The sequence below is a fragment of the Streptomyces cathayae genome, assembly GCF_029760955.1.
Classification (GTDB): Bacteria; Actinomycetota; Actinomycetes; order Streptomycetales; family Streptomycetaceae; genus Streptomyces; species Streptomyces cathayae.
The window spans coordinates 726,774-749,547 of sequence record NZ_CP121682.1 but is presented as its reverse complement, the minus strand read 5'-3'; the positions used below and the strand labels follow the sequence as shown (position 1 = coordinate 749,547).

19 protein-coding genes, 1 tRNA gene and 1 pseudogene are annotated in these 22,774 nt (G+C 71.8%); 9 read left to right on the top strand and 12 right to left on the bottom strand.

Annotated features, from left to right (window positions below):
• Nucleotides 1-14: 14 nt before the first annotated feature.
• The 4 genes and pseudogenes from iolD to PYS65_RS03570 all read right to left on the bottom strand — a co-directional run.
• Nucleotides 15-1,886, bottom strand: coding sequence for a 3D-(3,5/4)-trihydroxycyclohexane-1,2-dione acylhydrolase (decyclizing) (iolD, locus tag PYS65_RS03585; protein ID WP_279332299.1), 1,872 nt, complete (start codon nt 1,884-1,886; stop codon nt 15-17).
• On the bottom strand, nt 1,883-2,776 hold the full coding sequence (gene iolB / locus PYS65_RS03580; RefSeq protein WP_279332298.1) for a 5-deoxy-glucuronate isomerase: 894 nt from the start codon (nt 2,774-2,776) through the stop codon (nt 1,883-1,885). The genes iolD and iolB overlap by 4 nt, the downstream gene beginning before the upstream one ends.
• Before the next feature lie 64 nt (nt 2,777-2,840).
• On the bottom strand, nt 2,841-3,716 hold the full coding sequence (locus tag PYS65_RS03575) for a Cgl0159 family (beta/alpha)8-fold protein (RefSeq protein ID WP_279332297.1): 876 nt from the start codon (nt 3,714-3,716) through the stop codon (nt 2,841-2,843).
• 52 nt (nt 3,717-3,768) lie between these two features.
• Nucleotides 3,769-3,927 (bottom strand): annotated as a pseudogene (locus PYS65_RS03570) (5-dehydro-2-deoxygluconokinase); the annotation flags it as partial.
• Nucleotides 3,928-4,240: 313 nt separating this feature from the next.
• Between PYS65_RS03570 and PYS65_RS03565 the strand changes: the two are divergent.
• The 5 genes from PYS65_RS03565 to PYS65_RS03545 are packed head-to-tail and all read left to right on the top strand — an operon-like array spanning nt 4,241 to nt 9,233.
• On the top strand, nt 4,241-5,260 hold the full coding sequence (locus tag PYS65_RS03565; RefSeq protein ID WP_279332296.1) for a sugar ABC transporter substrate-binding protein: 1,020 nt from the start codon (nt 4,241-4,243) through the stop codon (nt 5,258-5,260).
• Nucleotides 5,260-6,336, top strand: coding sequence for an ABC transporter permease (locus tag PYS65_RS03560; RefSeq protein ID WP_279337840.1), 1,077 nt, complete (start codon nt 5,260-5,262; stop codon nt 6,334-6,336). Before PYS65_RS03565 ends, PYS65_RS03560 begins: the two co-directional genes overlap by 1 nt.
• A 5-nt stretch (nt 6,337-6,341) precedes the next feature.
• Entirely contained in the window at nt 6,342-7,253 is a 912-nt protein-coding gene (locus tag PYS65_RS03555) for an ATP-binding cassette domain-containing protein (protein ID WP_279332295.1), read from the top strand.
• A 1-nt stretch (nt 7,254) separates the two neighbouring features.
• Nucleotides 7,255-8,157 carry a sugar phosphate isomerase/epimerase family protein gene (locus PYS65_RS03550; protein WP_279332294.1) on the top strand — a complete coding sequence of 301 codons (903 nt, stop codon included), beginning with the start codon at nt 7,255-7,257 and terminating at the stop codon, nt 8,155-8,157.
• A gap of 56 nt (nt 8,158-8,213) precedes the next feature.
• Nucleotides 8,214-9,233 (top strand): Gfo/Idh/MocA family protein, encoded by a 1,020-nt coding sequence (locus PYS65_RS03545; protein ID WP_279332293.1) that lies wholly within the window; start codon nt 8,214-8,216, stop codon nt 9,231-9,233.
• A 52-nt stretch (nt 9,234-9,285) separates the two neighbouring features.
• Here the strand turns inward: PYS65_RS03545 and PYS65_RS03540 are convergent, their stop codons facing one another.
• The 3 genes from PYS65_RS03540 to PYS65_RS03530 form a co-directional block, all read right to left on the bottom strand.
• A complete protein-coding gene (locus PYS65_RS03540) occupies nt 9,286-10,290 on the bottom strand; it encodes a Gfo/Idh/MocA family protein (RefSeq protein ID WP_279332292.1) in 1,005 nt (334 codons plus the stop codon).
• A gap of 99 nt (nt 10,291-10,389) precedes the next feature.
• Nucleotides 10,390-11,166, bottom strand: coding sequence for an SDR family oxidoreductase (locus PYS65_RS03535; protein ID WP_279332290.1), 777 nt, complete (start codon nt 11,164-11,166; stop codon nt 10,390-10,392).
• 28 nt (nt 11,167-11,194) lie between these two features.
• Entirely contained in the window at nt 11,195-12,382 is a 1,188-nt protein-coding gene (locus PYS65_RS03530) for a phytanoyl-CoA dioxygenase family protein (RefSeq protein ID WP_279332289.1), read from the bottom strand.
• A gap of 115 nt (nt 12,383-12,497) precedes the next feature.
• On the opposite strand from PYS65_RS03530, the gene PYS65_RS03525 reads away from it, so the two are divergent.
• The 3 genes from PYS65_RS03525 (at nt 12,498) to PYS65_RS03520 (ending at nt 14,226) form a co-directional block, all read left to right on the top strand.
• The gene (locus PYS65_RS03525; RefSeq protein WP_279332288.1) at nt 12,498-13,529 is read left to right on the top strand and encodes a LacI family DNA-binding transcriptional regulator; all 1,032 of its coding nucleotides are present in this window, start codon (nt 12,498-12,500) and stop codon (nt 13,527-13,529) included.
• An 83-nt stretch (nt 13,530-13,612) separates the two neighbouring features.
• The gene (locus tag PYS65_RS34890) at nt 13,613-13,867 is read left to right on the top strand and encodes a TMEM175 family protein (RefSeq protein ID WP_341483656.1); all 255 of its coding nucleotides are present in this window, start codon (nt 13,613-13,615) and stop codon (nt 13,865-13,867) included.
• The gene (locus PYS65_RS03520; RefSeq protein ID WP_341483655.1) at nt 13,852-14,226 is read left to right on the top strand and encodes a hypothetical protein; all 375 of its coding nucleotides are present in this window, start codon (nt 13,852-13,854) and stop codon (nt 14,224-14,226) included. Before PYS65_RS34890 ends, PYS65_RS03520 begins: the two co-directional genes overlap by 16 nt.
• A 3-nt stretch (nt 14,227-14,229) precedes the next feature.
• Here the strand turns inward: PYS65_RS03520 and PYS65_RS03515 are convergent, their stop codons facing one another.
• Complete coding sequence (locus tag PYS65_RS03515; protein WP_279332287.1) at nt 14,230-15,393, bottom strand: Gfo/Idh/MocA family protein; 1,164 nt, start codon at nt 15,391-15,393, stop codon at nt 14,230-14,232.
• Nucleotides 15,394-15,777: 384 nt separating this feature from the next.
• Here PYS65_RS03515 and PYS65_RS03505 point away from each other — a divergent pair.
• Nucleotides 15,778-15,851: transfer RNA gene (locus PYS65_RS03505), tRNA-Pro, on the top strand.
• A 317-nt stretch (nt 15,852-16,168) separates the two neighbouring features.
• On the opposite strand, the gene metX is transcribed toward PYS65_RS03505, so the two are convergent.
• From metX to PYS65_RS03485, 4 genes are all read right to left on the bottom strand, one after another.
• A complete protein-coding gene (gene metX, locus PYS65_RS03500) occupies nt 16,169-17,320 on the bottom strand; it encodes a homoserine O-acetyltransferase MetX (protein ID WP_279337839.1) in 1,152 nt (383 codons plus the stop codon).
• Nucleotides 17,317-18,678 carry a bifunctional o-acetylhomoserine/o-acetylserine sulfhydrylase gene (locus PYS65_RS03495; RefSeq protein ID WP_279332286.1) on the bottom strand — a complete coding sequence of 454 codons (1,362 nt, stop codon included), beginning with the start codon at nt 18,676-18,678 and terminating at the stop codon, nt 17,317-17,319. Before PYS65_RS03495 ends, metX begins: the two co-directional genes overlap by 4 nt.
• A 412-nt stretch (nt 18,679-19,090) precedes the next feature.
• Entirely contained in the window at nt 19,091-21,310 is a 2,220-nt protein-coding gene (locus PYS65_RS03490; RefSeq protein WP_279332285.1) for an NADP-dependent isocitrate dehydrogenase, read from the bottom strand.
• Nucleotides 21,311-21,467: 157 nt separating this feature from the next.
• The gene (locus PYS65_RS03485; protein ID WP_279332284.1) at nt 21,468-22,565 is read right to left on the bottom strand and encodes a mechanosensitive ion channel family protein; all 1,098 of its coding nucleotides are present in this window, start codon (nt 22,563-22,565) and stop codon (nt 21,468-21,470) included.
• Nucleotides 22,566-22,774: the final 209 nt, after the last annotated feature.

The following is a 22,774-nucleotide window of genomic DNA, read 5'->3' as shown; positions in this document are numbered from 1 at the left end:
GGTTCGGGAACTGGTCAGAGGTGGCGCCGTCGGTCGGCGACCCGGGCGTCGTAGCGTTCGCGGGCCCGGACGGCGGCCTCGCGGGAGGCGACCTCGGCCACCGGCACGTCCCACCAGGCCTCGGCCGGGGGAGCGGTGGGGGCCGGGTCCGTCTCGACGTACACGCACGTCGGACGGTCGGCGGTACGGGCCCGCGCCAGGGCGTCCCGCACCTCCCGCACCGTCTTGGCGCGCAGTACGTCCATGCCCAGGCTGGCCGCGTTCGCGGCCAGGTCGACGGGCAGCGGGGCGCCGGAGAAGGTGCCGTCCTCGGCCCGGTAGCGGTAGGCGGTGCCGAAGCGTTCGCCGCCGGTCTCCTCGGACAGGCCGCCGATGGAGGCGTACCCGTGGTTCTGGATCAGGACCATCTTGACGGGCAGCCGCTCCTGGACGGCCGTGACGATCTCCGTCGGCATCATCAGATACGTGCCGTCGCCGACCAGCGCCCAGACCGGGGTGCCGGGCGCGGCCTGCTGGACGCCGAGGGCGGCCGGGATCTCGTAGCCCATGCAGGAGTAGCCGTACTCCAGGTGGTACTGGCGCGGGCTGCGCGCACGCCACAGCTTGTGCAGGTCGCCGGGGAGCGAACCGGCCGCGTTGATCACCACGTCCGTGTCGCCCACGACCGCGTCGAGCGCGCCGAGGACCTGGGTCTGGGTCGGTACGGCGCTGTCGTCGTCGGCGCGGTAGGCGGTCTCGACGACCTGCTCCCAGCGCTCCTTGCCGGCGCGGTACTCCGCCTCGTACGCCGCGTCCACACGGTGCCCGGTCAGCTCTCCGGCGAGCTGCTCGAGCCCGGTGCGGGCGTCGCCGACCAGGGTGCGCGCCGCCAGCTTGTGGGCGTCGAAGCCGGTGATGTTGAGGTTGAGGAAGCGGACGTCCGGGTGGCGGAAGAGGGTGCCGGAGGCGGTGGTGAAGTCGGTGTAGCGGGTGCCGACGCCGATCACCAGGTCGGCGGTGCGGGCGAGGTCGTCGCTCACCGCGGTGCCGGTGTGGCCGATGCCGCCCAGGTCGGCCGGGTGGTCGTGGCGCAGGGAGCCCTTGCCGGCCTGGGTGGAGGCGACCGGGATGCCGGTGGCGTCGACGAGGGCCTTGAGCGCCGCCTCGGCCTCGCTGTGGTGGACGCCGCCGCCCGCGACGATCAGCGGGCGCCGGGCGGCCCGTACGGCTGCCACGGCCGCCGCCAGCTCGGCCGGGTCCGGTGCCGGACGCCGTACGGGCCAGACGCGGTCGGCGAAGAACTCCTCGGGCCAGTCGTACGCCTCGGCCTGGACGTCCTGCGGCAGTGCGAGGGTGACGGCACCGGTCTCGGCCGGGTCGGCGAGCACCCGCATCGCGTTCAGCGCGGAGGCGATCAGCGCCTCGGGGCGGGTGATCCGGTCGAAGAAGCGGGAGACGGGGCGCAGGGTGTCGTTGACGGAGACGTCGGCCTCGACCGGGTGCTCCAGCTGCTGGAGCAGCGGGTCGGCGGCGCGCGAGGCGAAGTAGTCGCCGGGCAGCAGCAGCACCGGCAGCCGGTTGATCGTGGCGAGGGCGGCGCCGGTGACCAGGTTGGTGGCGCCGGGGCCGATGGACGTCGTCACGGCCTGCGCGGAGAGCCGGTTGAGCTGGCGGGCGTGGGCGACGGCCGCGTGCACCATCGACTGCTCGTTGCGGCCCTGGTGGTACGGCATGACGTCGGCGTACTCGACGAGTGCCTGCCCGACGCCCGCCACGTTGCCGTGGCCGAAGATGCCCCAGGTGCCCGCGATCAGCCGGTGCCGTGCGCCGTCCCGCTCGGTGTACTGGGCGGACAGGAAACGCACCAGGGCCTGGGCGGTGGTCAGTCGGCGGGTGGCGGCGCTCATGCGGACCTCTCCGGGGCGGTGTAGAGGGGGAGACGGGGGTCGACCGGCCGGTCCGGCCAGGTGTCGCGGATCCAGGCGTGGTCGGGGTGGTCGCAGATCAGCCAGGCCCGTTCGGTCTCCGGGCCGGCCATGACGTTGAGGTAGTACATGTGGTGGCCGGGCACCGCCATGGACGGCCCGTGCCAGCCGTCCGGGATGAGGACGACGTCGCCGTCGCGCACCTCGGCGAGCACGTCCGTCTCCCGGTCCGGGCCGGAGGGGGAGACCCGCTGGTAGCCGAGGCCGGGGATGCCGTCGTGGCCGGCGAACTCGAAGTAGTAGATCTCCTCCAGCACGGACTCCTCGCCCGGCCGGTGCTCGTCGTGCTTGTGCGGCGGGAAGGACGACCAGTTGCCGCCCGGGGTGAGCACCTCCACCGCGATCAGCTTGTCGCACTCGAACGTGCCCGCCGCGCCGAAGTTGTTGACCTGCCGGGAGCAGCTCCCGGTGCCGCGCAGCTCCACGGGGACGCCGGAGGCCGGTCCGTAGCGGGCGGGCAGGCGGCGGGTACAGCGGGCGCCGGTGAGCGCGAACCGGCCGCCCGCGGCGGAGGTCACGCTCGCGCGGGCGTCGCGCGGCACATAGGCGAAGTCGGTGACGCCGTCGAACACACCGGTGCGGCCGGTGAGTTCGAAGGTGTCGTGGCCGAAGTCGTCGTCCGCGACGACCGTGCAGCCGCCGCTCAGCGGCAGCACGATCCACTCGCTGTCACCGGTGTCGAAGGTGTGGCTGCCGCCGGGCGGCAGTTCCAGCACGCGCAGGCTGGAGTACCCCCAGCCGGCGGTCTCGGGGGTCACGTCGACGACGTAGGGGCCGGCGTGCGCCCTGCCCGCGGGAAGGTGGTACCTCATGGCGTGCCTCCGTCTCGGAACGGGCTTCTCGACGAGTTTCTCAACGGGCTTCTCAACGGGTTTCTCACAGCAGACCTACGGCCGTGTCCACCGCCGACTCCACGGTGCCGCTCGCCGGGTAGAGCAGCGAGCGGCCGACGACCATGCCCTGCACGGAGGGCAGCCGCAGCGCCTTGCCCCACCGCTCGTACGCCGCCTCCTGGTCGCCGACCTCGCCGCCGAGCAGCACCACGGGCAGGGTGGAGCTCCGCAGGACCTCCGCCATGTCGTCGGCGTTCTCGGTGACGGGCAGTTTCAGCCAGGTGTAGGCGGAGGTGCCGCCGAGGCCGGAGGCGATGGCGATGGACCGGATGACGGCCTCGGCCGACAGGTCGTTGCGGACCCTGCCGTCGACCCGGCGCGAGATGAACGGCTCCACGAACACCGGGAGCCGGCGTTCGGCCATGGCGTCGACGGCGCGGGCGGTGGACTCCAGGGTGGTCAGGGAGCCCGGGTCGTCGTAGTCGATGCGGACCAGCAGCTTGCCCGCGTCGAAGCCGAACCGCTCGATGTCCTCGGGGCGGTGGCCGGTGAAGCGGTCGTCCATCTCGAAGGCCGAGCCCGCCAGCCCGCCGCGGTTCATCGACCCCATGACGACCTTGTTCTCCAGCGCGCCGAGCAGCAGCAGGTCCTCCAGGACGTCGGCGGTGGCCAGCACCCCGTCGACACCGGGCCGGGACAGCGCGACGCAGAGACGTTCCAGCAGATCGGCGCGGTCGGCCATGGCCAGCCGCCGGTCGCCGATGCCGAGCGCGCCCCGTGCGGGATGGTCGGCGGCCACGATCATCAGCCGCCCGTTGTCGCCGATCAGCGGGCGGCGCGCCCGGCGGGCCGCCGCCTCGGCGACGGCCTCGGGATGCCGGGCCCGGACCGCGGTGAGGTCACAGATGCTGAGGTTCACGAGAGGACTCCGTTCAGGGCTGGTTCGGCAGGCGCGCGTCGCCCGGTGGCACGGCGGCGGCCACCGCGACGCCCGCGGCCGAACCACCGGGGAACTTTCCGAATGTTTCGCCCTTCGCCGGCGGAACTCCGGTCTCCAACGGGTAAAGGTCGACCCCGATGCGACCCAAGGTGATCAGGTCGAAATACTGTGGTGCGTCTGAGTCGGTCATCGAGCGAAGCTCCTCGAACTGCTGGGGATGCGGGTCCCCTGGCGCCCTGCGACGGTGGGGACGTGGAAAGCCAGGGACCTGCCGCCTCTCAGGTGTAGGTCGCGGAGGGCGACGCTGTCAATAGTTTGTACTTACATTCGGACTAGCTGGTGAAAGGATGTCTTAACAAAGTATTGACAGAGTGCTCGGCAAGGGATTTGATCCCGTCCCAGCACGACAGCCGTTTCGCACGACAGACCGGACGTCCGAGGCTCCGGGGAGGATCCTCGGAACCCGCCCTTTTTCCGCGTAGCACAGTGAGGTGCAGGCTAAGATGGACCGCTCTTCTCACCACCGCCCCCGCAGGATCGTGCCGTTCGTCGCGGTGGCCGCGGCGGCCGCCCTGACCCTTGCCGGCTGCTCCAGCGGTTCCGGTGGCAAGAAGTCCGAGGACGGCGCGGACGCCTCCTCGACGGGCAAGGCGAGCACGCCCCGCATGACGGTGGCCCTCGTCACGCACCAGGCACCCGGTGACACCTTCTGGGACATCGTCCGCAAGGGCGCCGAGGCCGCCGCCGCCAAGGACAACGTCAAGCTCATCTACTCCGCCGACCCGAACGCGGGCAACCAGGCCAACCTGGTGCAGAACGCGATCGACCAGAAGGTCGACGGCATCGCCATCACCCTCGCCAAGCCGGACGCGCTCAAGAGCGTCATCGGCAAGGCGACGAAGGCCGGCATACCCGTCGTCGGCATCAACTCCGGTCTGAGCGACTGGAAGGACCTCGGCCTGCTCGAGTTCTTCGGCCAGGACGAGTCCGTCGCGGGTGAGGCCTTCGGCAAGAAGCTGAACGAGGTGGGTGCGAAGAACACCGTCTGCGTCATCCACGAGCAGGGCAACGTCGGCCTGACCCAGCGCTGCGACGGCCTGAAGAAGACCTTCGAGGGCAAGACCCAGATCCTCAACGTCAACGGCGTCGACATGCCGTCGGTGAAGTCGACGATCACCGCCAAGCTCAAGCAGGACTCCGCCATCGACTACGTCGCCACCCTCGGCGCCCCGTTCGCGCCGACCGCGGTGCAGTCGGTGGGCGACGCCGGCAGCAAGGCGAAGGTCGCCACCTTCGACCTCAACAAGGACCTGACCAAGGCGATCCAGGCCGGCGACATCGAGTTCGCCGTGGACCAGCAGCCCTACCTCCAGGGCTACCTCGCCATCGACGGCCTGTGGCTCTACGAGAACAACGGCAACTACAGCGGCGGCGGTGAGCAGCCGGTGCTGACCGGCCCGGCGTTCGTCGACAAGTCCAACGTCGACGCGGTCTCCGAGTACGCCGCGAAGGGCACTCGGTGATCAGCATGACCCGACAGGCTGAGCCGGCGGTGACCCCACCGCCGGCCCCCGGCCCGAAGGAGACCGACGGCCGCACCGCGCGGCGCACACCGGCCCGCAGACTGCTGGCCAGGCCCGAGGTCGGCGTCTTCCTCGGCGTCGTGGTCGTTCTGGTGTTCTTCCTGATCGCCGCCCCGCCGATGCGGGACAGCAGCTCGATGGCGAACATCCTGTACCAGTCCTCGACCATCGGCATCATGGCCCTGCCGGTGGCGCTGCTGATGATCGGCGGCGAGGTCGACCTCTCGGCGGGCGTCGCCGTGGTCACCTCGGCGCTCACCGCGAGCATGCTCGCCTACCAGCTGTCCATGAACGTATGGGTGGGCGTCATCGCCGCCCTCGCGGTGTCCCTCGCCGTCGGCATGTTCAACGGCTGGTTCCTGATGAAGACGGGCCTGCCCAGCTTCCTGGTCACCCTCGGCACCTTCCTGATCCTCCAGGGCATCAACCTGGCCGTGACCAAGACGGTCACCGGGAACGTCGCGACCGACGACATCAGCGACATGGACGGCTTCGCCCAGGCCCAGGCCCTCTTCGCCTCCAGCTTCGAGCTGGGCGGTGTCCAGGTGAAGATCACCATCGTGTGGTGGCTGGTCTTCGCCGCCCTCGCCGCCTGGGTGCTGCTCCGCACCAAGTACGGCAACTGGATCTTCGCGGTCGGCGGCAACAAGGAGAGCGCCCGCGCCGTCGGCGTGCCGGTGAACCTCACCAAGATCTCCCTGTACATGCTGGTCGGCTTCGGCGCCTGGTTCGTCGGCATGCACCAGCTGTTCTCCTTCAACACCGTGCAGTCCGGCGAGGGCGTGGGCCAGGAGCTCATCTACATCGCCGCCGCGGTGATCGGCGGCTGCCTGATGACCGGCGGCTACGGCTCCGCGATCGGCCCGGTCTTCGGCGCCTTCATGTTCGGCATGGTGCAGCAGGGGATCGTCTACGCCGGCTGGAACCCCGACTGGTTCAAGGCATTCCTCGGCGTCATGCTCCTCGGCGCCGTCCTCATCAATCTGTGGGTCCAGCGCACGGCGACCCGGAGGTGACAGCGATGACCGACGACACGACCGGCACCCACGGTGCCACCCCCCAGGACACCGCCCCGGACGGGGAGCGCCCCCTGGTCGAACTCCGCGGCGCCGGCAAGTCCTACGGCAACATCCGCGCCCTGCACGGTGTCGACCTGAACGTCCGCCCCGGCAAGGTGACCTGTGTCCTCGGGGACAACGGCGCCGGCAAGTCCACCCTCATCAAGATCATCTCCGGACTGCACCGGCACACCGAGGGCGAGTTCCTCGTCGACGGCACCCCGGTACGCTTCTCCACCCCGCGCGAGGCCCTCGACCAGGGCATCGCCACCGTCTACCAGGACCTCGCCGTCGTCCCGCTGATGCCGGTGTGGCGCAACTTCTTCCTCGGCTCCGAGATGACCAAGGGCCCCTGGCCCCTGCGCCGCCTCGACATCGACCGGATGAAGAGGACCGCGGACGAGGAACTGCGCAACATGGGCATCGTCCTGGACGACCTGGAGCAGCCCATCGGCACCCTCTCCGGCGGCCAGCGCCAGTGCGTGGCCATCGCCCGTGCCGTCTACTTCGGCGCCCGCGTCCTCATCCTCGACGAGCCCACCGCCGCGCTCGGCGTCAAACAGTCCGGTGTGGTGCTGAAGTACATCGCCGCCGCCCGCGACCGCGGCCTCGGCGTCATCTTCATCACCCACAACCCGCACCACGCCTACATGGTCGGCGACCACTTCAGCGTCCTGCGCCTGGGCACCCTGGAACTCTCCGCCGCCCGCAGCGAGGTCACCCTCGAGGAACTCACCCACCACATGGCCGGCGGCACCGAACTCGCCGCCCTCAAGCACGAGCTGGCGCAGGTGCGCGGCGTCGACGTGGAGGAGCTCCCCGAGGCGGAGGACCTCCAGACCCCCGCAGCGGCATCCCCGGAAGGAAAGACCTGACATGGCAGTCGCGCTCGACCGCATCCGGGTGGGCTCCGCCCCCGACTCCTGGGGCGTCTGGTTCCCCGACGACCCGCAGCAGGTGCCCTGGCAGCGCTTCCTCGACGAGGTCGCCGAGGCCGGCTACTCCTGGATCGAACTCGGCCCCTACGGCTACCTCCCGACCGACCCCGCCCGCCTGGCCGACGAGGTGAAGAAGCGGGACCTCAAGGTCTCCGCCGGCACCATCTTCTGCGGACTGCACCGCGGCCCCTCCGAGTGGGAGTCCACCTGGGAGCAGGTCGGCCGGGTCGCCTCCCTCACCCAGGCCATGGGCGCCGAGCACCTCGTCGTCATCCCGTCCTTCTGGCGCGACGACAAGACCGCCGAGATCCTGGAGGCCCCGGAGCTCACCACCGAGCAGTGGGGCCACCTCACCCGGGGCATGGAACGCCTCGCCCGCCAGGTGCGGGACACCTACGGTCTCGACATCGTCGTCCACCCGCACGCCGACACCCACATCGACACCGAGGAACACGTCGAGCGCTTCCTCGACTCCACCGACTCCTCCCTGGTCAACCTCTGCCTCGACACCGGCCACTACGCCTACTGCGGCGGCGACAGCGTCAAGCTGATCGAGACCTACGGCGAACGCATCGGCTATCTGCACCTCAAGCAGGTCGACCCGGAGATCCTCGCCGACGTGGTCGAGAACGAGATCCCGTTCGGCCCCGCCGTGCAGCGCGGCGTGATGTGCGAACCGCCCACCGGTGTACCGGAGCTGGGCCCGGTCCTCACGGCCGCCCAGAAGCTGGGCGTGGACCTGTTCGCGATCGTCGAGCAGGACATGTACCCCTGCGAACCGGACAAGCCGCTGCCGATCGCGGTCCGCACCCGCACGTTCCTCCGCTCCTGCGGCGCCTGACGGCCAGGAGCCCGGCCACCCGGAAACCCGACCGCCCGGAAAGGGGAGACGACGACATGAACCGGCAGGAACCCCTGGGAATCGCCGTCATCGGCACGGGCCGCATGGGCGCGGACCATGTGCGCCGGATCGACCGGGTCATCAGCGGCGCGCGGGTCACCGCCGTCGTCGACCTCGACGCGGAACGGGCCGAGACGGTGGCCGCCGGCGTCGACGGCTGCACCGCTCACACCGACCCGGCCGCCGCGATGGCGGCGGCCGACGTCGACGCCGTCCTCATCGCCTCCCCGGGGCCGGCCCACGAGGCGGCCCTGCTCACCGCGTTCGAGCACGACCTGCCCGTACTGTGCGAGAAACCCCTCACCCCCGACGCGGCCTCCGCGCTGCGGGTCGTGGAAGCCGAACAGGCACTCGGCCACCGCCGCGTCCAGGTCGGCTTCATGCGCCGCTACGACGCCGAGTACGTCCGCCTCAAAGCCCTGTTGGAGAGCGGGCAGCTGGGCCGCCCCCTGATGCTGCACAACCGGCACCGCAACGTGGCCAGCCCGCCGTTCTTCACCAGCTCCATGCTGATCAGCGACTCCGTGGCGCACGAAGTGGACGCCACCCGCTGGCTGCTGGGCCACGAGATCACCGCGGTCACGGTCCTGCGCCCCACCCCCTCCGCCGGTGCCCCGGACGGACTGCGCGACCCGCAGTTCGTCGTCCTGGAGACCGACGGCGGCGCGCTCAGTGACGTCGAGATCTTCGTCAACTGCGGTTTCGGCTACCAGGTCCAGGCCGAGGCGGTCTGCGAACGCGGCACCGCCCGCATCGGCGACGGCCACGACCTGGTCACCCACATGGCCGGCCGCTGGGGCGGCACCATCGCCCAGGACTGGGCCGAACGCTTCGCCCAGGCCTACGACGACGAGGTCCAGGCCTGGGTGGACACCACCCGCCGGGGCGAGGTCACCGGCCCCAGCACCTGGGACGGCTACGCGGCGGCCGCCGTCTGCGAGGCCGGCGTCCGGTCCCTGGAGGAAGGCGGCCGGGTCGCGGTCGAACTGGCGGAGAAGCCCCCGCTGTACCGGTGAGACGACGTGACGCGTGAGTGGGGGCCGTCCTTCGGAAGGACGGCCCCCGCGCTCATGCCCGACGTACTTCCTCGAGGGTGACGGGGCGGTGCTCGTGCAGCGAGAGGGTGCACGCCTCCGCGATCCAGCCTGCCTCCAGCGCGTCCTCGATCGTGCACGGAGAGGGGCGGGTCCCGGCCACGACCTCGGTGAACGCGGTCAGTTCGGCCCGGTAGGCCGCGGTGAAGCGGTCCATGAAGAAGTCGTGCGGGGTGCCGGAGGGGAACGTCGTGCCCGGCTCCACCGACCGCAGCGGCAGCTTGTCCTCCAGGCCGACCGCGATGGAGTCCTGGAAGCCGTGGATCTCCATGCGGACGTCGTAACCCCGCGCGTTGTGGCGGCTGTTGGACACCACGGCGATGGTGCCGTCGTCCAGGGTGAGGAGCGCGCCGGTGGTGTCGGCGTCGCCCGCCTCCCTGATGTAGTCGGCACCCCGGTTGCCGCCCACCGCGTACACCTCGGTCACCTCCCGGCCGGTCACCCAGCGGATGATGTCGAAGTCGTGCACGGAGCAGTCGCGGAAGATGCCGCCGGACGCGGCGATGTACGCGGCCGGCGGCGGCGCCGGGTCCAGCGTGGTGGAGCGCACGGTGTGCAGCGTGCCGAGTTCGCCGCTGTGCACGGCGGCCCGCGCGGCGACGAAGGCGGCGTCGAACCGGCGGTTGTAGCCGATCTGGATCGGCACGTCCCGGCCCTCGACCGCCTTCAGCACCCGTACGCCCTCGGCCATCGTGCCGGCCACGGGCTTCTCGCAGAACACGGGGACGCCCGCCTCGACACAGGCGAGGATCAGCCCCGGGTGGGCGTCGGTCGCCGCGGCGACCACCACGCCGTCCACCCCGGCCGCGAGCACGGCCTCGGGGGAGTCGGCGACCTCGGCGTCGAACCGGTCGGCGGCGGCCTTCGCGGCGTCCGCGAACGGGTCGGAGACGACGAGCGACTCGACGGCGTCGAGCACGGAGAGGGTCTCGGCGTGGAAGGCGCCGATACGGCCGAGGCCGAGGATTCCGATGCGCATGGGGCGGTGCTCCTTGGGTGCGGGGGTGCGGGGGTGCGGGGACGTGGGGGTGCGGGGACACGGGGGTGCGTACGAGCGGACCGCGACAGAGCGGGGAGGTCAGTCGAGGCCGCCGAGGACGTTCTGGTCCCAGTCGATCACGGAGCCGGTGACCACGCCGGAGCGGTCGGACAGCAGGAGGACCACGAAGTCGGCGATCTCGTCCGGCCGGCCCAGCCTGCCCATCGGCAGCCGGGCGGCGGCCCGCTCGCGCCAGTCGTCCCCGGCGGCGTGGAAGGTGCGCTGGGTGGCGTCCTCGCCCTCGGTCGCCGTCCAGCCGATGTTCAGCCCGTTGATCCGGACCCGGTCCCACCGGTGGGCGTGCGCCGCGTTCCTCGTCAGGCCCATGAGCCCGGCCTTCGCGGCGACATAGGGCGCCAGGAACGGCTGCCCGCCGTGCGCCGACGAGGTGATGATGTTGACGACTGTGCCGGGCGCCTCGCGCCGCACCATGTCCGCCACGGCGGCCTGCATGGCGAAGAACGGTGCCCTGAGGTTGATCGCGATGTGCTGGTCGAACAGCTCCGGTGTGGTGTCCAGCAGCGTGCCGCGCGCGGTCAGCCCCGCCGAGTTGACCAGGCAGTCGACCCGGCCGTGGGCCCGCACCACCTGGGCGACGGACCCCTTCGCCTGCTCGGCGTCCGCCAGGTCGGCGCGGACGAACATCGCCTCGCCGCCCGCGGCCGCCAACTCCGCCACCAGGGCCTCACCGGGCTCGGTCCGGCGCCCGGTGACCGCGACGGCCGCCCCCGCGCGGACCGCGGCCCGCGCGACGGCGGCGCCGACGCCCTGACTGCCGCCGTTGACGAGGACGACCTTGTCGTCGAGAAGTCCCATGACTGTGCTCCGTGGGGTCCGGGTCCTTTCAGCTGTGACGTCGTCCGGCGGCGGCCCGCAGCGCGTCCCGCAGCGTCCGCGCGGTCCACTCCTCGCGCAGCGCCCGCCGCACGAGGTCGGCCTGCGAGGGCGGGGCCATACCGTCGGCCGGCGGGTCGTTGTCGAGGTTGGTGGGGAAGGGGTAGCCCTCGGCGCTCGCCGCGATCACGTTCTCCTGCCACTGCTCGCCGGCGCCCTCCGCCCGGCCCCTGAGCAGCGCCGGGTAGACGGCTCCGGTCACGGCCTCGCGGTCCACCGTCTCCATGGCCCGGCCGAACGCGGAGGACACCTGGAGCAGGTTGGCCATGCGCCGGATGTCCGCCGAGCGGTTGGCGCCGGCCGCGTGGAACAGCGCCGGGTTGAAGAAGACCGCGTCGCCCTTGGCGAGCGGCAGTTGTACATGGTGCTCCTCGAAGTACGCCTGGAACTCGGGGAGCCGCCAGGCGAGGTAGCCGGGCCCGTACTTCTGCGAGTGCGGCAGATACAGCGTGGGACCGGACTCGACGGGCATGTCGCAGTGCGCGACCGCGCCCTGCAGGGTGAGCACGGGGGAGAGGCGGTGCACATGTGCCGGGTAGGCGGCGGCGACCTCGTTGGACAGGAAGCCCAGGTGGTAGTCGCGGTGCACGGTCTGGGCGGCGCCGCCCGGGTTGACCACGTTGATCTGGGAGGTGACCTGGTAACCGGGGCCGAGCCAGGCCGAGGAGACCAGGGCGATCACGTCGTTGGCGTAGTAGTCCGCGAAGGCCGACGGGTCGTGCAGGGCGGTCTTCTCCAGGGCGTTCCACACCCGGTCGTTGGCGCCCGGCTTGGCGAAGTGGTCGCCGGCGGTGACGCCCGTGGCGCGCTGCTCGGCGATCAGGGCGTCGAACACGGCGGTGGCCCGGTCCACGACCGCCGGGTCGGGGAAGGCACCCCGGACGACCACGATGCCGGGGCCCCCGGCGAGGGCGCGCACCAACTCGGCCTGCGCGTCGCGGCGGTCCGCGAGGGCGAGCCGGTCGGCGTCGTAGAGCAGCACGTTCCGCTCCACGGCCGAGGCGTGCGGGTAGTCGGCGCCTTCCGTGGTCTGCTCGACCAGGGCACGGAAGGCGTCCAGGTCGCAGTCCTGCTCGGACAGCCAGGGCCGCTGCTCCGTGGACGGCTGGGCCGGGGTGGAAGCGGTGGAGAAGGACATGTTCGTCCCTTCGGGTCACGGGGGGACTCGGCTCTGCCATTCTTGTCAGTACAAAGCCTTCGAACAACCATCAGCCAGCCATCAAAAACCCCTCAGAAACCTCAGGAGCCGGCGCATGGGCCACCCCTTCCCGATCAGGGAGATCGCACGTCAGGCAGGGCTGAGCGAGGCCACGGTCGACCGGGTCCTCAACGGCCGCGGCGGGGTACGGGAGAGCACCGCGCAGGAGGTGCGCCGTGCGATCGCCGACCTGGACCGGCAGCGCACCCAGGTCCGGCTGGTCGGCCGCACGTTCATGGTGGACATCGTGATGCAGTCGCCCGAGCGGTTCTCCACCGCCGTACGCGCCGCCCTGGAGGCCGAACTGCCCGCGCTGCACCCGGCGGTGGTCCGCTCCCGCTTCCACTTCCGTGAGACCGGCCCCGCCGAGGAGCTGACCGCCGTCCTCGACCGGATCGCCCGGCGCGGCTCGCAGGGCGTGATCCTCAAGGCGCCGGACGTCCCCGGGATCACCGCCGCCGTCGGCCGGCTCGCCGCGGCGGGCATCCCGGTGGTGACCCTGGTGACCGACCTGCCGACGAGCGCCCGGGTCGGCTGTGTCGGCAGCGACAACCGGGCCGCGGGCGCCACCGCCGCCTATCTCGTGGGCCAGTGGCTGGGGGACCGGCCCGGCCATGTGCTCACCAGCCTCAGCAGCGGATTCTTCCGTAACGAGGAGGAACGCGAGATGGGCTTCCGGGCCGCCATGCGCGCCCGGCATCCGGGGCGTGCCCTCGTCGAGATCGCCGAGGGCCAGGGCCTGGACACCACCCAGTACGACCTCGTCCGGGCCGCCCTGGACCACGACCCGGACATCCGCGCGGTCTACTCGATCGGCGGCGGCAACATCGCGACCCTGCGTGCCTTCGAGGACGCCGGGCGGGAGTGCGCCGTGTTCGTCGCGCACGACCTCGACCACGACAACACCCGCCTGCTGCGCGAGCACCGCCTGTCCGCGGTGCTCCACCACGACCTGCGCCAGGACCTGCGCGAGGCCTGCCACATCGTGATGCGCGCGCACGGCGCCCTGCCGCCCGCGGGCCCCACCCTGCCGTCCCCGATCCAGGTGGTCACGCCGTACAACATGCCGCCGCAGGCCGTGACGTGACGGAGTGACGGCGCGTGGTGAACGGGCGGCGGGCCGGGCGTGCACCCCGGCCCGGCGAGCCGGGGCCGCCCACCGTCGTGCGCATGAGGATCCCGACCCCACAAGGGGGTCCCGAGCGGCTGGTGACGCTCGCCGACGGCGTGTCCGCCCTCGCCGTCACGCTGCTCGTCCTCGACCTCTCCGTTCCGCAGGGACTGCGTTCCGGGGAGTACCGCGAGGCGCTGCGCGGGCTGCTGCCCCCCTGGGCGCCTACGGGATCAGCCTGTACGTGCCGGCCGGGTTCCGGCGCGACCACCGCACGCTGTTCCGCACCGTCCGGCAGGTGGACGGACAGGTGATCTCGCCGGCCGTGCTCGGTCTGGGCCTCGCGGCACTGCTGCCGTTCCCCACCGCACTGATCGCGGAGTACGGCGAGGAACGGGCCTCCGGCGTCATCCACGCGGCGGCGGTCGCCGCACTCGGCGGCGTCCACCTCGCGCCGGCCGCCCTCCTCACCCGACGCCCCTGGCTGCGCGGCGACGAGGCCCCCGTGCGCGACGAGAGGCTCTCCGCCGTCGACATGGGCGTGACGGTGGCGGTGTTCCTCGTGACCATCCCGCTGGCCCTGCTGATCGGACCCGCCGCCATGTGGTGGTGGCTGGTGCTGATCCCGGTCAAGGTCCGGCTGGGCCGCGGGCAGACGGCGGCCTCCGGCTGACGCTCAGGAGGCCGCCTCCACCGTCACCCACACCCCCTGCTCGGCCGACCGGGTCATCGCGTCCAGCACGCTCGCGCTGTGCACGGCGTCGGCGAGGGTGGCGCCGTACGGGACGCCCTCGGCGACGGAGCGCAGGAACCGGTACGCCTCGACGACCTTGAGGTCGTCGTAGCCCATGGCGTTCGCCGCGCCCGGCTGGAACGCGCCGAACTCCCCGTCGCCCGGACCGACGTAGACCGTGCTCACCGGCTGGTCCTGGTACGCGGTGCCGCGGCTGACGCCGAGTTCGTTCATCCGGCGGAAGTCCCAGAACACGGCGCCCTCGGTGCCGTGCACCTCGAAGCCGTAGTTGTTCTGCTCGCCGACCGAGACCCGGCAGGCCTCCAGCACCCCGCGCGCGCCGGAGGCGAAGCGCAGCAGGCAGTTCACGTAGTCCTCGTTCTCCACCGGGCCGAGTGCGCCGCCGGCGGCGCGGGAGTGGCCGGCCGTGGCCCCGGCCGGACGGGCCCGCTCCGGCAGGAAGATCGCCGTGTCGGCGGTCAGCGAGGCGATGTCGCCGAGCAGGAAGCGGGCCAGGTCGGCGCCGTGCGAGGCCAGGTCGCCGAGGACTCCGCTGCCGCCGCGCTCCCGTTCGTAGCGCCAGGTCAGAGCGGATTCGGGGTGGGCGGCGTAGTCGCTGAACAGGCGGATGCGGGCATGGGTGACGGTGCCGATGTCACCGGAGGCGATCAGGGTGCGGGCCGTCTCGACGGCGGGCGCGTTGCGGTAGTTGAAGCCGACCGCGCTGCGGACACCGGCCGCGGCGGCGGCGTCGGCCACCGCGCGGGCGTCCTCGGCGGTGAGACCGACGGGCTTCTCGATCCAGATGTGCTTCCCGGCCTCCGCCATCGCGACACCGATCTCGCGGTGCAGGAAGTTCGGGGCCGTGATGCTGACCGCCTGGACCCGCGGGTCGGCGGCCACCTCGCGCCAGTCGCGGGTCGCGCCGGCGAACCCGAACCGCTCGGCGGCCTCCTCGGCCCGGCCCGGCACCTCCTCGGCGACCGTGATCAGCTCCGGGCGCAGGGCGAGCTGCGGGTAGTGGTGCGGCACGCGCGCGTACGCCTGGGTGTGCACCCGCCCCATCCAGCCGAACCCGACGACGGCGACACCGAGCGTATCCACCATGAGAGCCCTTCCCCGGACCGTTCCGTCCCCGGACCGTTCCGCCATCCGTTCAAGATCCGTCCTGCTTGTCCAGACAAACCTTGAGTGTGTCGGGGTGAGGGTGTCAAGGAGTCGCAGGCCGAACCGGTCGGAGCGTGGGAGTGCGGCGGCTCGACCACGTCGACCTCCTCGCGCCGATCTCACCGTCGGCGCCGGTGTGTTCAGCGGGACGGGACCGCACGAGCACGCCGTCCGGCAGACGTTCCCCCGCTCCGTCCGCGAACCGGGCGGCCGCCGCGCCGAGTTGTGCGACCCGCCCCACGGCACACCGCCGGGCGACGGGCCGCGCTCCACATGAGGTAAGGTTGACCTGCGAGATCACGCGGTTCACCGCGCGGAGCGCATCGGGACGTGGCGCAGCTTGGTAGCGCACTTGACTGGGGGTCAAGGGGTCGCAGGTTCAAATCCTGTCGTCCCGACAGAGCAGAGGGTCCTCATGGGCGAAAGCCCGTGGGGACCTTTCTCGTGCGTCGCGGAAGCACTCCGCGCGGGACCGGCCGGCGCCGAGTTCCTTGTGCGGCGCGAGCATCAGCGCACCACCGCCGCGTCGTTCACGGGCGTGCTGCACACCCCCGCCCCACCGGGCGTTCGTCGGCGCCGGCGGTGGCGCACCGGGCGGTGCCGCAGCAGGACCGCGGGGCCGGTCATCGGGCCGCTACAGGAGGGCCCTCAGTGGTGCACGGCATGATCAGGGTGCCGCACACCACCGACGACGCGTCGCGACGGAAGCGGAGGGTCAGCCCAGCAACTCGCGGATCAGCGCGCCGACCTGTTCCGTCTCGAGGAGGAAACCGTCGTGTCCGTAGGGCGACTCCACCACCCTGAGCCGGTCGGCACCGGGAAGGTGCGCGGCCAGCTCGGCCTGCTGGGACGGCGGATAGAGACGGTCCGAGTCGACCCCGGCCACCAGCGCGGGCGCGGTCACCCGGCGCAGGGCCGCACGGACGCCGCCCCTGCCGCGTCCCACGTCGTGGCCGTTCATCGCCTCCGTCAGCACCACGTAGCTGCCCGCGTCGAACCTCCGGACGAGCTTGGCCGCGTGGTGGTCGAGGTACGACTCGACCTGGTACCGGCCGCCGCGCCACGGGTCCTCCGTCCCCTGGGGCGCCCGGCCGAACCGGGCCGACAGCTCCGGCTCGCTGCGGTAGGTGACGTGGGCGATGCGCCGGGCGATCCCCAGCCCGGCGTGCGGCCCCCGGCCGGTGTCGTGGTAGTCGCCGCCGTGCCAGTGCGGATCACTGCGGATGGCCTGCAGCTGGAGGGTGGACCAGGCGATCTGCTCACCGCTCGCGGCCGCCGCGGTGGCGAGCAGCAGCAGCGCCCCCGTGCGCTCGGGATGCGTCACCGCCCATTCCACGGCCCGCATCCCGCCCATCGAACCGCCGACCACCAGCGCCCACCGCTGCACGCCGAGCGCGTCCGCCAGCCGGGCCTCGGCGGCGACCTGGTCCCGCTGGGTCAGGTACGGGAAGGCGCCGCCCCACCGGCGCCGCCCGCCGGGGCGCGGTGAGGCCGGCCCCGTGCTGCCCTGGCAGCCGCCCAGCACGTTCGGGGCGACGACGAACCAGCGGTCGGTGTCGAGGGCCAGGCCGGGCCCGATCAGCCCGTCCCACCAGCCGGCCGTGGGATGACCGGGGCCGGCCGGTCCGGCCGCGTGGCTGTCACCGGTGAGCGCGTGCAGCACCAGCACGGCGTTGGAACCGTCCGGCGCAAGTCGCCCCCAGGTCTCGAACGCCATCTCCACGCCCGGGAGTTCACCGCCCGCTTCCAATGGCAGCGGCGTGCCCGGGGCATGCCATCGACGCCGCCCGGGCGGGTCCCCCTCCTGCCAGGCCCCGGTGGCCGGCGGGAGGGGGACCGATGTTCCGGAGGCCGCGAAGGGGTTCAGGAGGCGCCCTTGGCCGCGCGGAAACCGGACTCCAGGTCGGCCCTGAGGTCGGCGAGGTTCTCGATGCCGACCGACAGCCGCACCAGACCCGGCGCGGTTCCGGTCGCCGCCAGCTGCTCCTCGTTCAGCTGGCCGTGGGTGGTGGACGCGGGGTGGATGATCAGACTGCGCACATCACCGATGTTGGCGAGGTGGCTGAACAGCTCCACCCCGTCCACGAACCGCTTGCCCGCCTCGACGCCGCCCTTCAGCTCGAAGGCGAACACCGCGCCGGCACCGCGGGGGAGGTACTTCCGTGCCGCCTCGTACCAGCGGTTGGACGGCAGGCTCGGGTAGTGCACCACCGCGACCTCGTCGCGCTGCTCCAGCCACTCCGCCAGCGCCAGCGCGTTGGCCGTCTGCCGCTCCATGCGCAGGCTCAGCGTCTCCACGCCCTGCAGCAGCAGGAACGCGGAGTGCGGGGCGATCGCCGGTCCGAGGTCGCGCAGCAACTGGACACGCAGCTTGACCGCGAACGCGCCGGGGCCGAGCGCCGGCCAGTACTGCAGGCCGTGGTAGCTGGGGTCGGGCTCGGTGAAGTCCGGGAACCGCTCGGTGTGCGCGCCGAAGTCGAAGGTCCCGCCGTCCACGACCACGCCGCCGATCGTGGTGCCGTGCCCGCCGAGGAACTTCGTCGCCGAGTGCACCACGATGTCCGCACCGTGCTCGAGCGGACGCAGCAGGTAGGGCGTGGCGATCGTGTTGTCCACGACCAGCGGGACGCCCGCGCCGTGGGCCACGTCCGCGACCGCCCGCACGTCGAGCACGTTGTTCCGCGGGTTGCCCAGCGTCTCGGCGAAGAACGCCTTGGTGTTCGGCCGCACGGCCGCGCGCCAGGCCTCGGCGTCGTCGGGATCGTCGACGAAGGACACCTCGATGCCGAACCTCGGCAGGGTGTGCCGGAACAGGTTGTACGTTCCGCCGTACAGCGAGGAGGCCGAGACGATGTGGTCGCCGGTCCCGGCGAGCGTCAGGAGGGCCAGCGTCTGCGCGGCCTGCCCCGAGGACAGGGCCACCGCCGCCACTCCGCCCTCCAGGGCGGCGACGCGCTGCTCGAGGACGTCCTGGGTGGGGTTGTGGATGCGGGTGTAGATGTTCCCCGGCTCCGCGAGCGAGAAGACGTCGGCGGCGTGCTGGGTGTCCCGGAACACGAACGAGGTCGTCTGGTAGATGGGCGTCGCCCGGGCCCCGGTCGTGGGATCGGGTTCGGCACCGGCGTGGACCTGCTTGGTCTCGAACGACCAGGCCGACGTGTCGGGACCGCTGGACGTCCCCTCGGGCGTGTCGGCGGCGGTGTCGGGTTCGGTGGGCTGGCTCATGATGTGCTCCTCGTGCGCGGTGCGGGCGCGGACCACGGGTGGCGTTCGGACCCGCGGACCTGCCGGTGGGGTACGGGGCGTGCCGGACGCCCTGGGGATCAGGGCGTCGGAGAGGACCACGTGCCGACGTGGGTGCCGGTCTCTCGCGCGACACGCCGTGGTGATGACACGTGTACGTCCGGTGGCAGCGTGTCACCGACGCCAGCCTACGACCAGGTGAGCGGGAAATGAGACGGCGTCTCAGTAGGTGGTCGATCTCTTCACACGGTATTCATGAACGGGCCGCGCCCGGCTCGCGGCCCGCCGACCGCGCCGTCCGGTCGGCGCGCGAGCCCCGGCCCGGACACGGCTCCGCCCCGGCCGGGCGTCGTGCCGGCCGGGGCGGAGCCAGTGGGGTCCTCGTCCGGATCGGTCAGCCGAGGGAGGCCAGGGCCTCGTTCCAGGTGGCGGACGGACGCATGACGGCGGTGGCCTTGGCCGGGTCGGGCTGGTAGTAGCCGCCGATCTCGGCCGGCTCGCCCTGGACGGCGATCAGCTCGTCGACGATCTTCTGCTCGTTCGCGGCGAGCGTCTCGGCGAGCGGGGCGAAGGCCTTCGCCAGGTCCGCGTCGTCGGTCTGCCCGGCCAGCTCCTGCGCCCAGTACAGGGACAGGTAGAAGTGGCTGCCGCGGTTGTCGATACCGCCGAGACGACGGCTCGGGGACTTGTCCTCGTTGAGGAAGGTCGCCGTGGCCCGGTCGAGGGTGTCGGCGAGGACCTTGGCCCTGGTGTTGCCCGTGGTCGTCGCGAACTGCTCCAGGGACGGAACCAGCGCGAAGAACTCACCGAGGGAGTCCCAGCGCAGGTAGTTCTCCTTGACCAGCTGCTGCACGTGCTTGGGCGCGGAGCCGCCCGCACCCGTCTCGAACAGGCCGCCGCCCGCCATCAGCGGGACGACCGACAGCATCTTGGCGCTGGTGCCCAGCTCCAGGATCGGGAACAGGTCGGTCAGGTAGTCGCGCAGCACGTTGCCGGTGACCGAGATGGTGTCCTCGCCGCGGCGGATGCGCTCCACCGACAGCTTGGTGGCCTCCACCGGGTTCAGGACGCGGATGTCCAGGCCCTCGGTGTCGTGCTCCGTGAGGTACTGCTCGACCTTGGCGATCAGGTTGGCGTCGTGGGCGCGGGTCTCGTCCAGCCAGAAGACGGCCGGAACGCCGGTGGCGCGGGCACGGGTGACGGCGAGCTTCACCCAGTCGCGGATCGGGGCGTCCTTGGTCTGGCAGGCACGGAAGATGTCACCGGCGGAGACGGTCTGCTCCAGGACGACCTCGCCGGCCTGGTCGACCAGGCGGACGGTGCCGGTGACCGGGATCTCGAAGGTCTTGTCGTGGCTGCCGTACTCCTCGGCCTTCTGCGCCATCAGACCCACGTTCGGGACCGAGCCCATCGTGGACGGGTCGAGGGCGCCGTGGGCACGGCAGTCCTCGATCACGGCCTGGTAGACACCGGAGTAGCTGGAGTCCGGCAGGACGGCCAGGGTGTCGGCCTCCTGGCCGTCGGGGCCCCACATGTGGCCGGAGGTGCGGATCATGGCCGGCATGGAGGCGTCCACGATGACGTCCGAGGGGACGTGCAGGTTGGTGATGCCCTTGTCGGAGTCGACCATCGCCAGCTCCGGGCCCTCGGCGAGCTCGGCGTCGAAGGACGCCTTGATCTCGGCGCCCTCGGGCAGGCCCTCGAGACCCTTGTAGATGCCGCCCAGGCCGTCGTTCGGGCTGAGGCCGGCCGCGGCGAGCTGCTCGCCGTACCGCGCGAACGTCTTCGGGAAGAAGGCGCGCACCACGTGGCCGAAGACGATCGGGTCGGAGACCTTCATCATCGTGGCCTTCAGGTGCACGGAGAACAGCACACCCTCCTGCTTGGCGCGGGCCACCTGCGCGGTCAGGAACTCGCGCAGCGCGGCGACCCGCATCACGGAGGCGTCGACGACCTCGTCCTTCAGGACGGGCACGGACTCGCGCAGCACCGTGGTGGTGCCGTCGTCGCCGACCAGCTCGATGCGCAGCGCACCGTCCGCGGAGATCACCGCGGACTTCTCGGTGGAGCGGAAGTCGTTCTCGCCCATGGTCGCCACGTTGGTCTTGGACTCGGGGGTCCAGGCGCCCATGCGGTGCGGGTGGGTCTTGGCGTAGTTCTTGACCGAGGCGGGGGCGCGCCGGTCGGAGTTGCCCTCGCGCAGGACCGGGTTCACGGCGGAACCCTTGATCTTGTCGTAACGGGCGCGGACCTCGCGCTCCTCGTCGGACTGCGGGTCGTCCGGGTAGTCCGGCAGCGCGTAGCCCTGGCCCTGCAGCTCGGCGATCGCGGCCTTGAGCTGCGGGATCGACGCCGAGATGTTCGGCAGCTTGATGATGTTGGCCGCGGGCGTCTTGGCCAGCTCACCGAGCTCGGCGAGGGCGTCCGGGATGCGCTGGTCCTCGGTGAGGTACTCCGGGAACACGGCGATGATGCGTCCGGCCAGCGAGATGTCACGCGTCTCCACGGCGACACCGGCCTGCGAGGCGTACGCCCGGACCACCGGCAGGAAGGAATACGTCGCCAGGGCCGGGGCCTCGTCAGTGTGCGTATAGATGATGGTCGAGTCAGTCACCGGGTGCTCCGCTCCACGTCTGCAACATTGCTCGACATCAAGATATCCCGTTCACGGTCCGGGCTCGACAGGGGCTCGAACCCCTATGCGCCGGCCGGCCCTCCCCATCCCCGGCCGCGCGTCGTCGGCCGGGGTCCCCGGGGTCTGCCGCAGCCGGTCAGATCGGCCGGGCCACCGTCATGTCGCTCGGCTCGGGCTCGGTGTCCCGCTGCTGAGGGAACACCACCGTGCCCTGCTGCAGCGCCACCGTCCGCGCGGGCGACGGGATGCGGATGCCCTCCTCGCGGTAGCGCCGGTGCAGGCGCTTGATGAACTCGTGCTTGATCCGGTACTGGTCGCTGAACTCGCCGACGCCCAGGATCACGGTGAACCCGATCCGGGAGTCGCCGAAGGTGTGGAACCGCACCGCCGGCTCGTGCTCCGGGATCGCGCCGGTGATCTCCGTCATCACCTCGGCGACCACCTCCATGGTCGCCCGCTCCACCTGCTCCAGGTCGCTGTCGTAGGAGACCCCGGCCTGCACCAGGATGGTCAGCTTCTGCTCGGGACGCATGAAGTTGGTCATGTTCGTCTTCGCGAGCTGCCCGTTGGGGATGACCACCAGGTTGTTGGAGAGCGCGCGCACGGTCGTCTGACGCCAGTTGATGTCCTCGACGTACCCCTCCTCGCCGCTGCTCAGCCGGATGTAGTCACCGGGCTGGACGGTCTTGGAGGCGAGGATGTGGATGCCCGCGAACAGGTTGGCGAGCGTGTCCTGGAGGGCCAGCGCGACCGCCAGGCCGCCGACGCCGAGGGCGGTGATCATCGGGGCGATGGGGATGCCGAGCGTCTGGAGCACCACCATGAACCCGATCGCCAGGACCAGGATCCGGGTGATGTTCGTGAAGATGGTGGCCGACCCGGCGACACCGGAACGGGACTGGGTCACCGACTGCACCAGGCCGGCCACCACCCGGGCCGCCGACACCGTCGCCGCGACGATGACCAGGACCGTCAGCGTCTGGTTGACGTTGTGCTGCACGGTCCGGGTCAGCGGCAGCGCCGCCGCCGCGGAGGCCGCGCCGCCCGCGACCGCCGCCCACGGCGCGATCATGCGCAGGGCGTCCACGAGGACGTCGTCCCCGCGCCAGCTGGTGCGTTCGGCGTGCCGGCCGAGCCAGCGCAGCAGCATCCGCAGCAGGAACGCCGCCAGCAGACCCGCGGCGAGCGCGATACCGGCGTACAGCAGATCGTCCAGGGTGAGCGCGCGGGTCACCGCTCACCTCCGGCGGACATCCTGGCCGTCGACCGTATGTGATGTCGTGTCACGTCTCGTCACCTGCTCGAATTCGGGGATGCCCGGGAGGGTGCGGACCGGGAGGTGCGGCGTGCCGGATCGGCCCGGCCCGCGGTCGGCACAGTCGCTCATCTTGCCGTATCGGCAGGGGTGTTCGTACCACGAGGGAGTCGGCGGGGCTGTGTCGG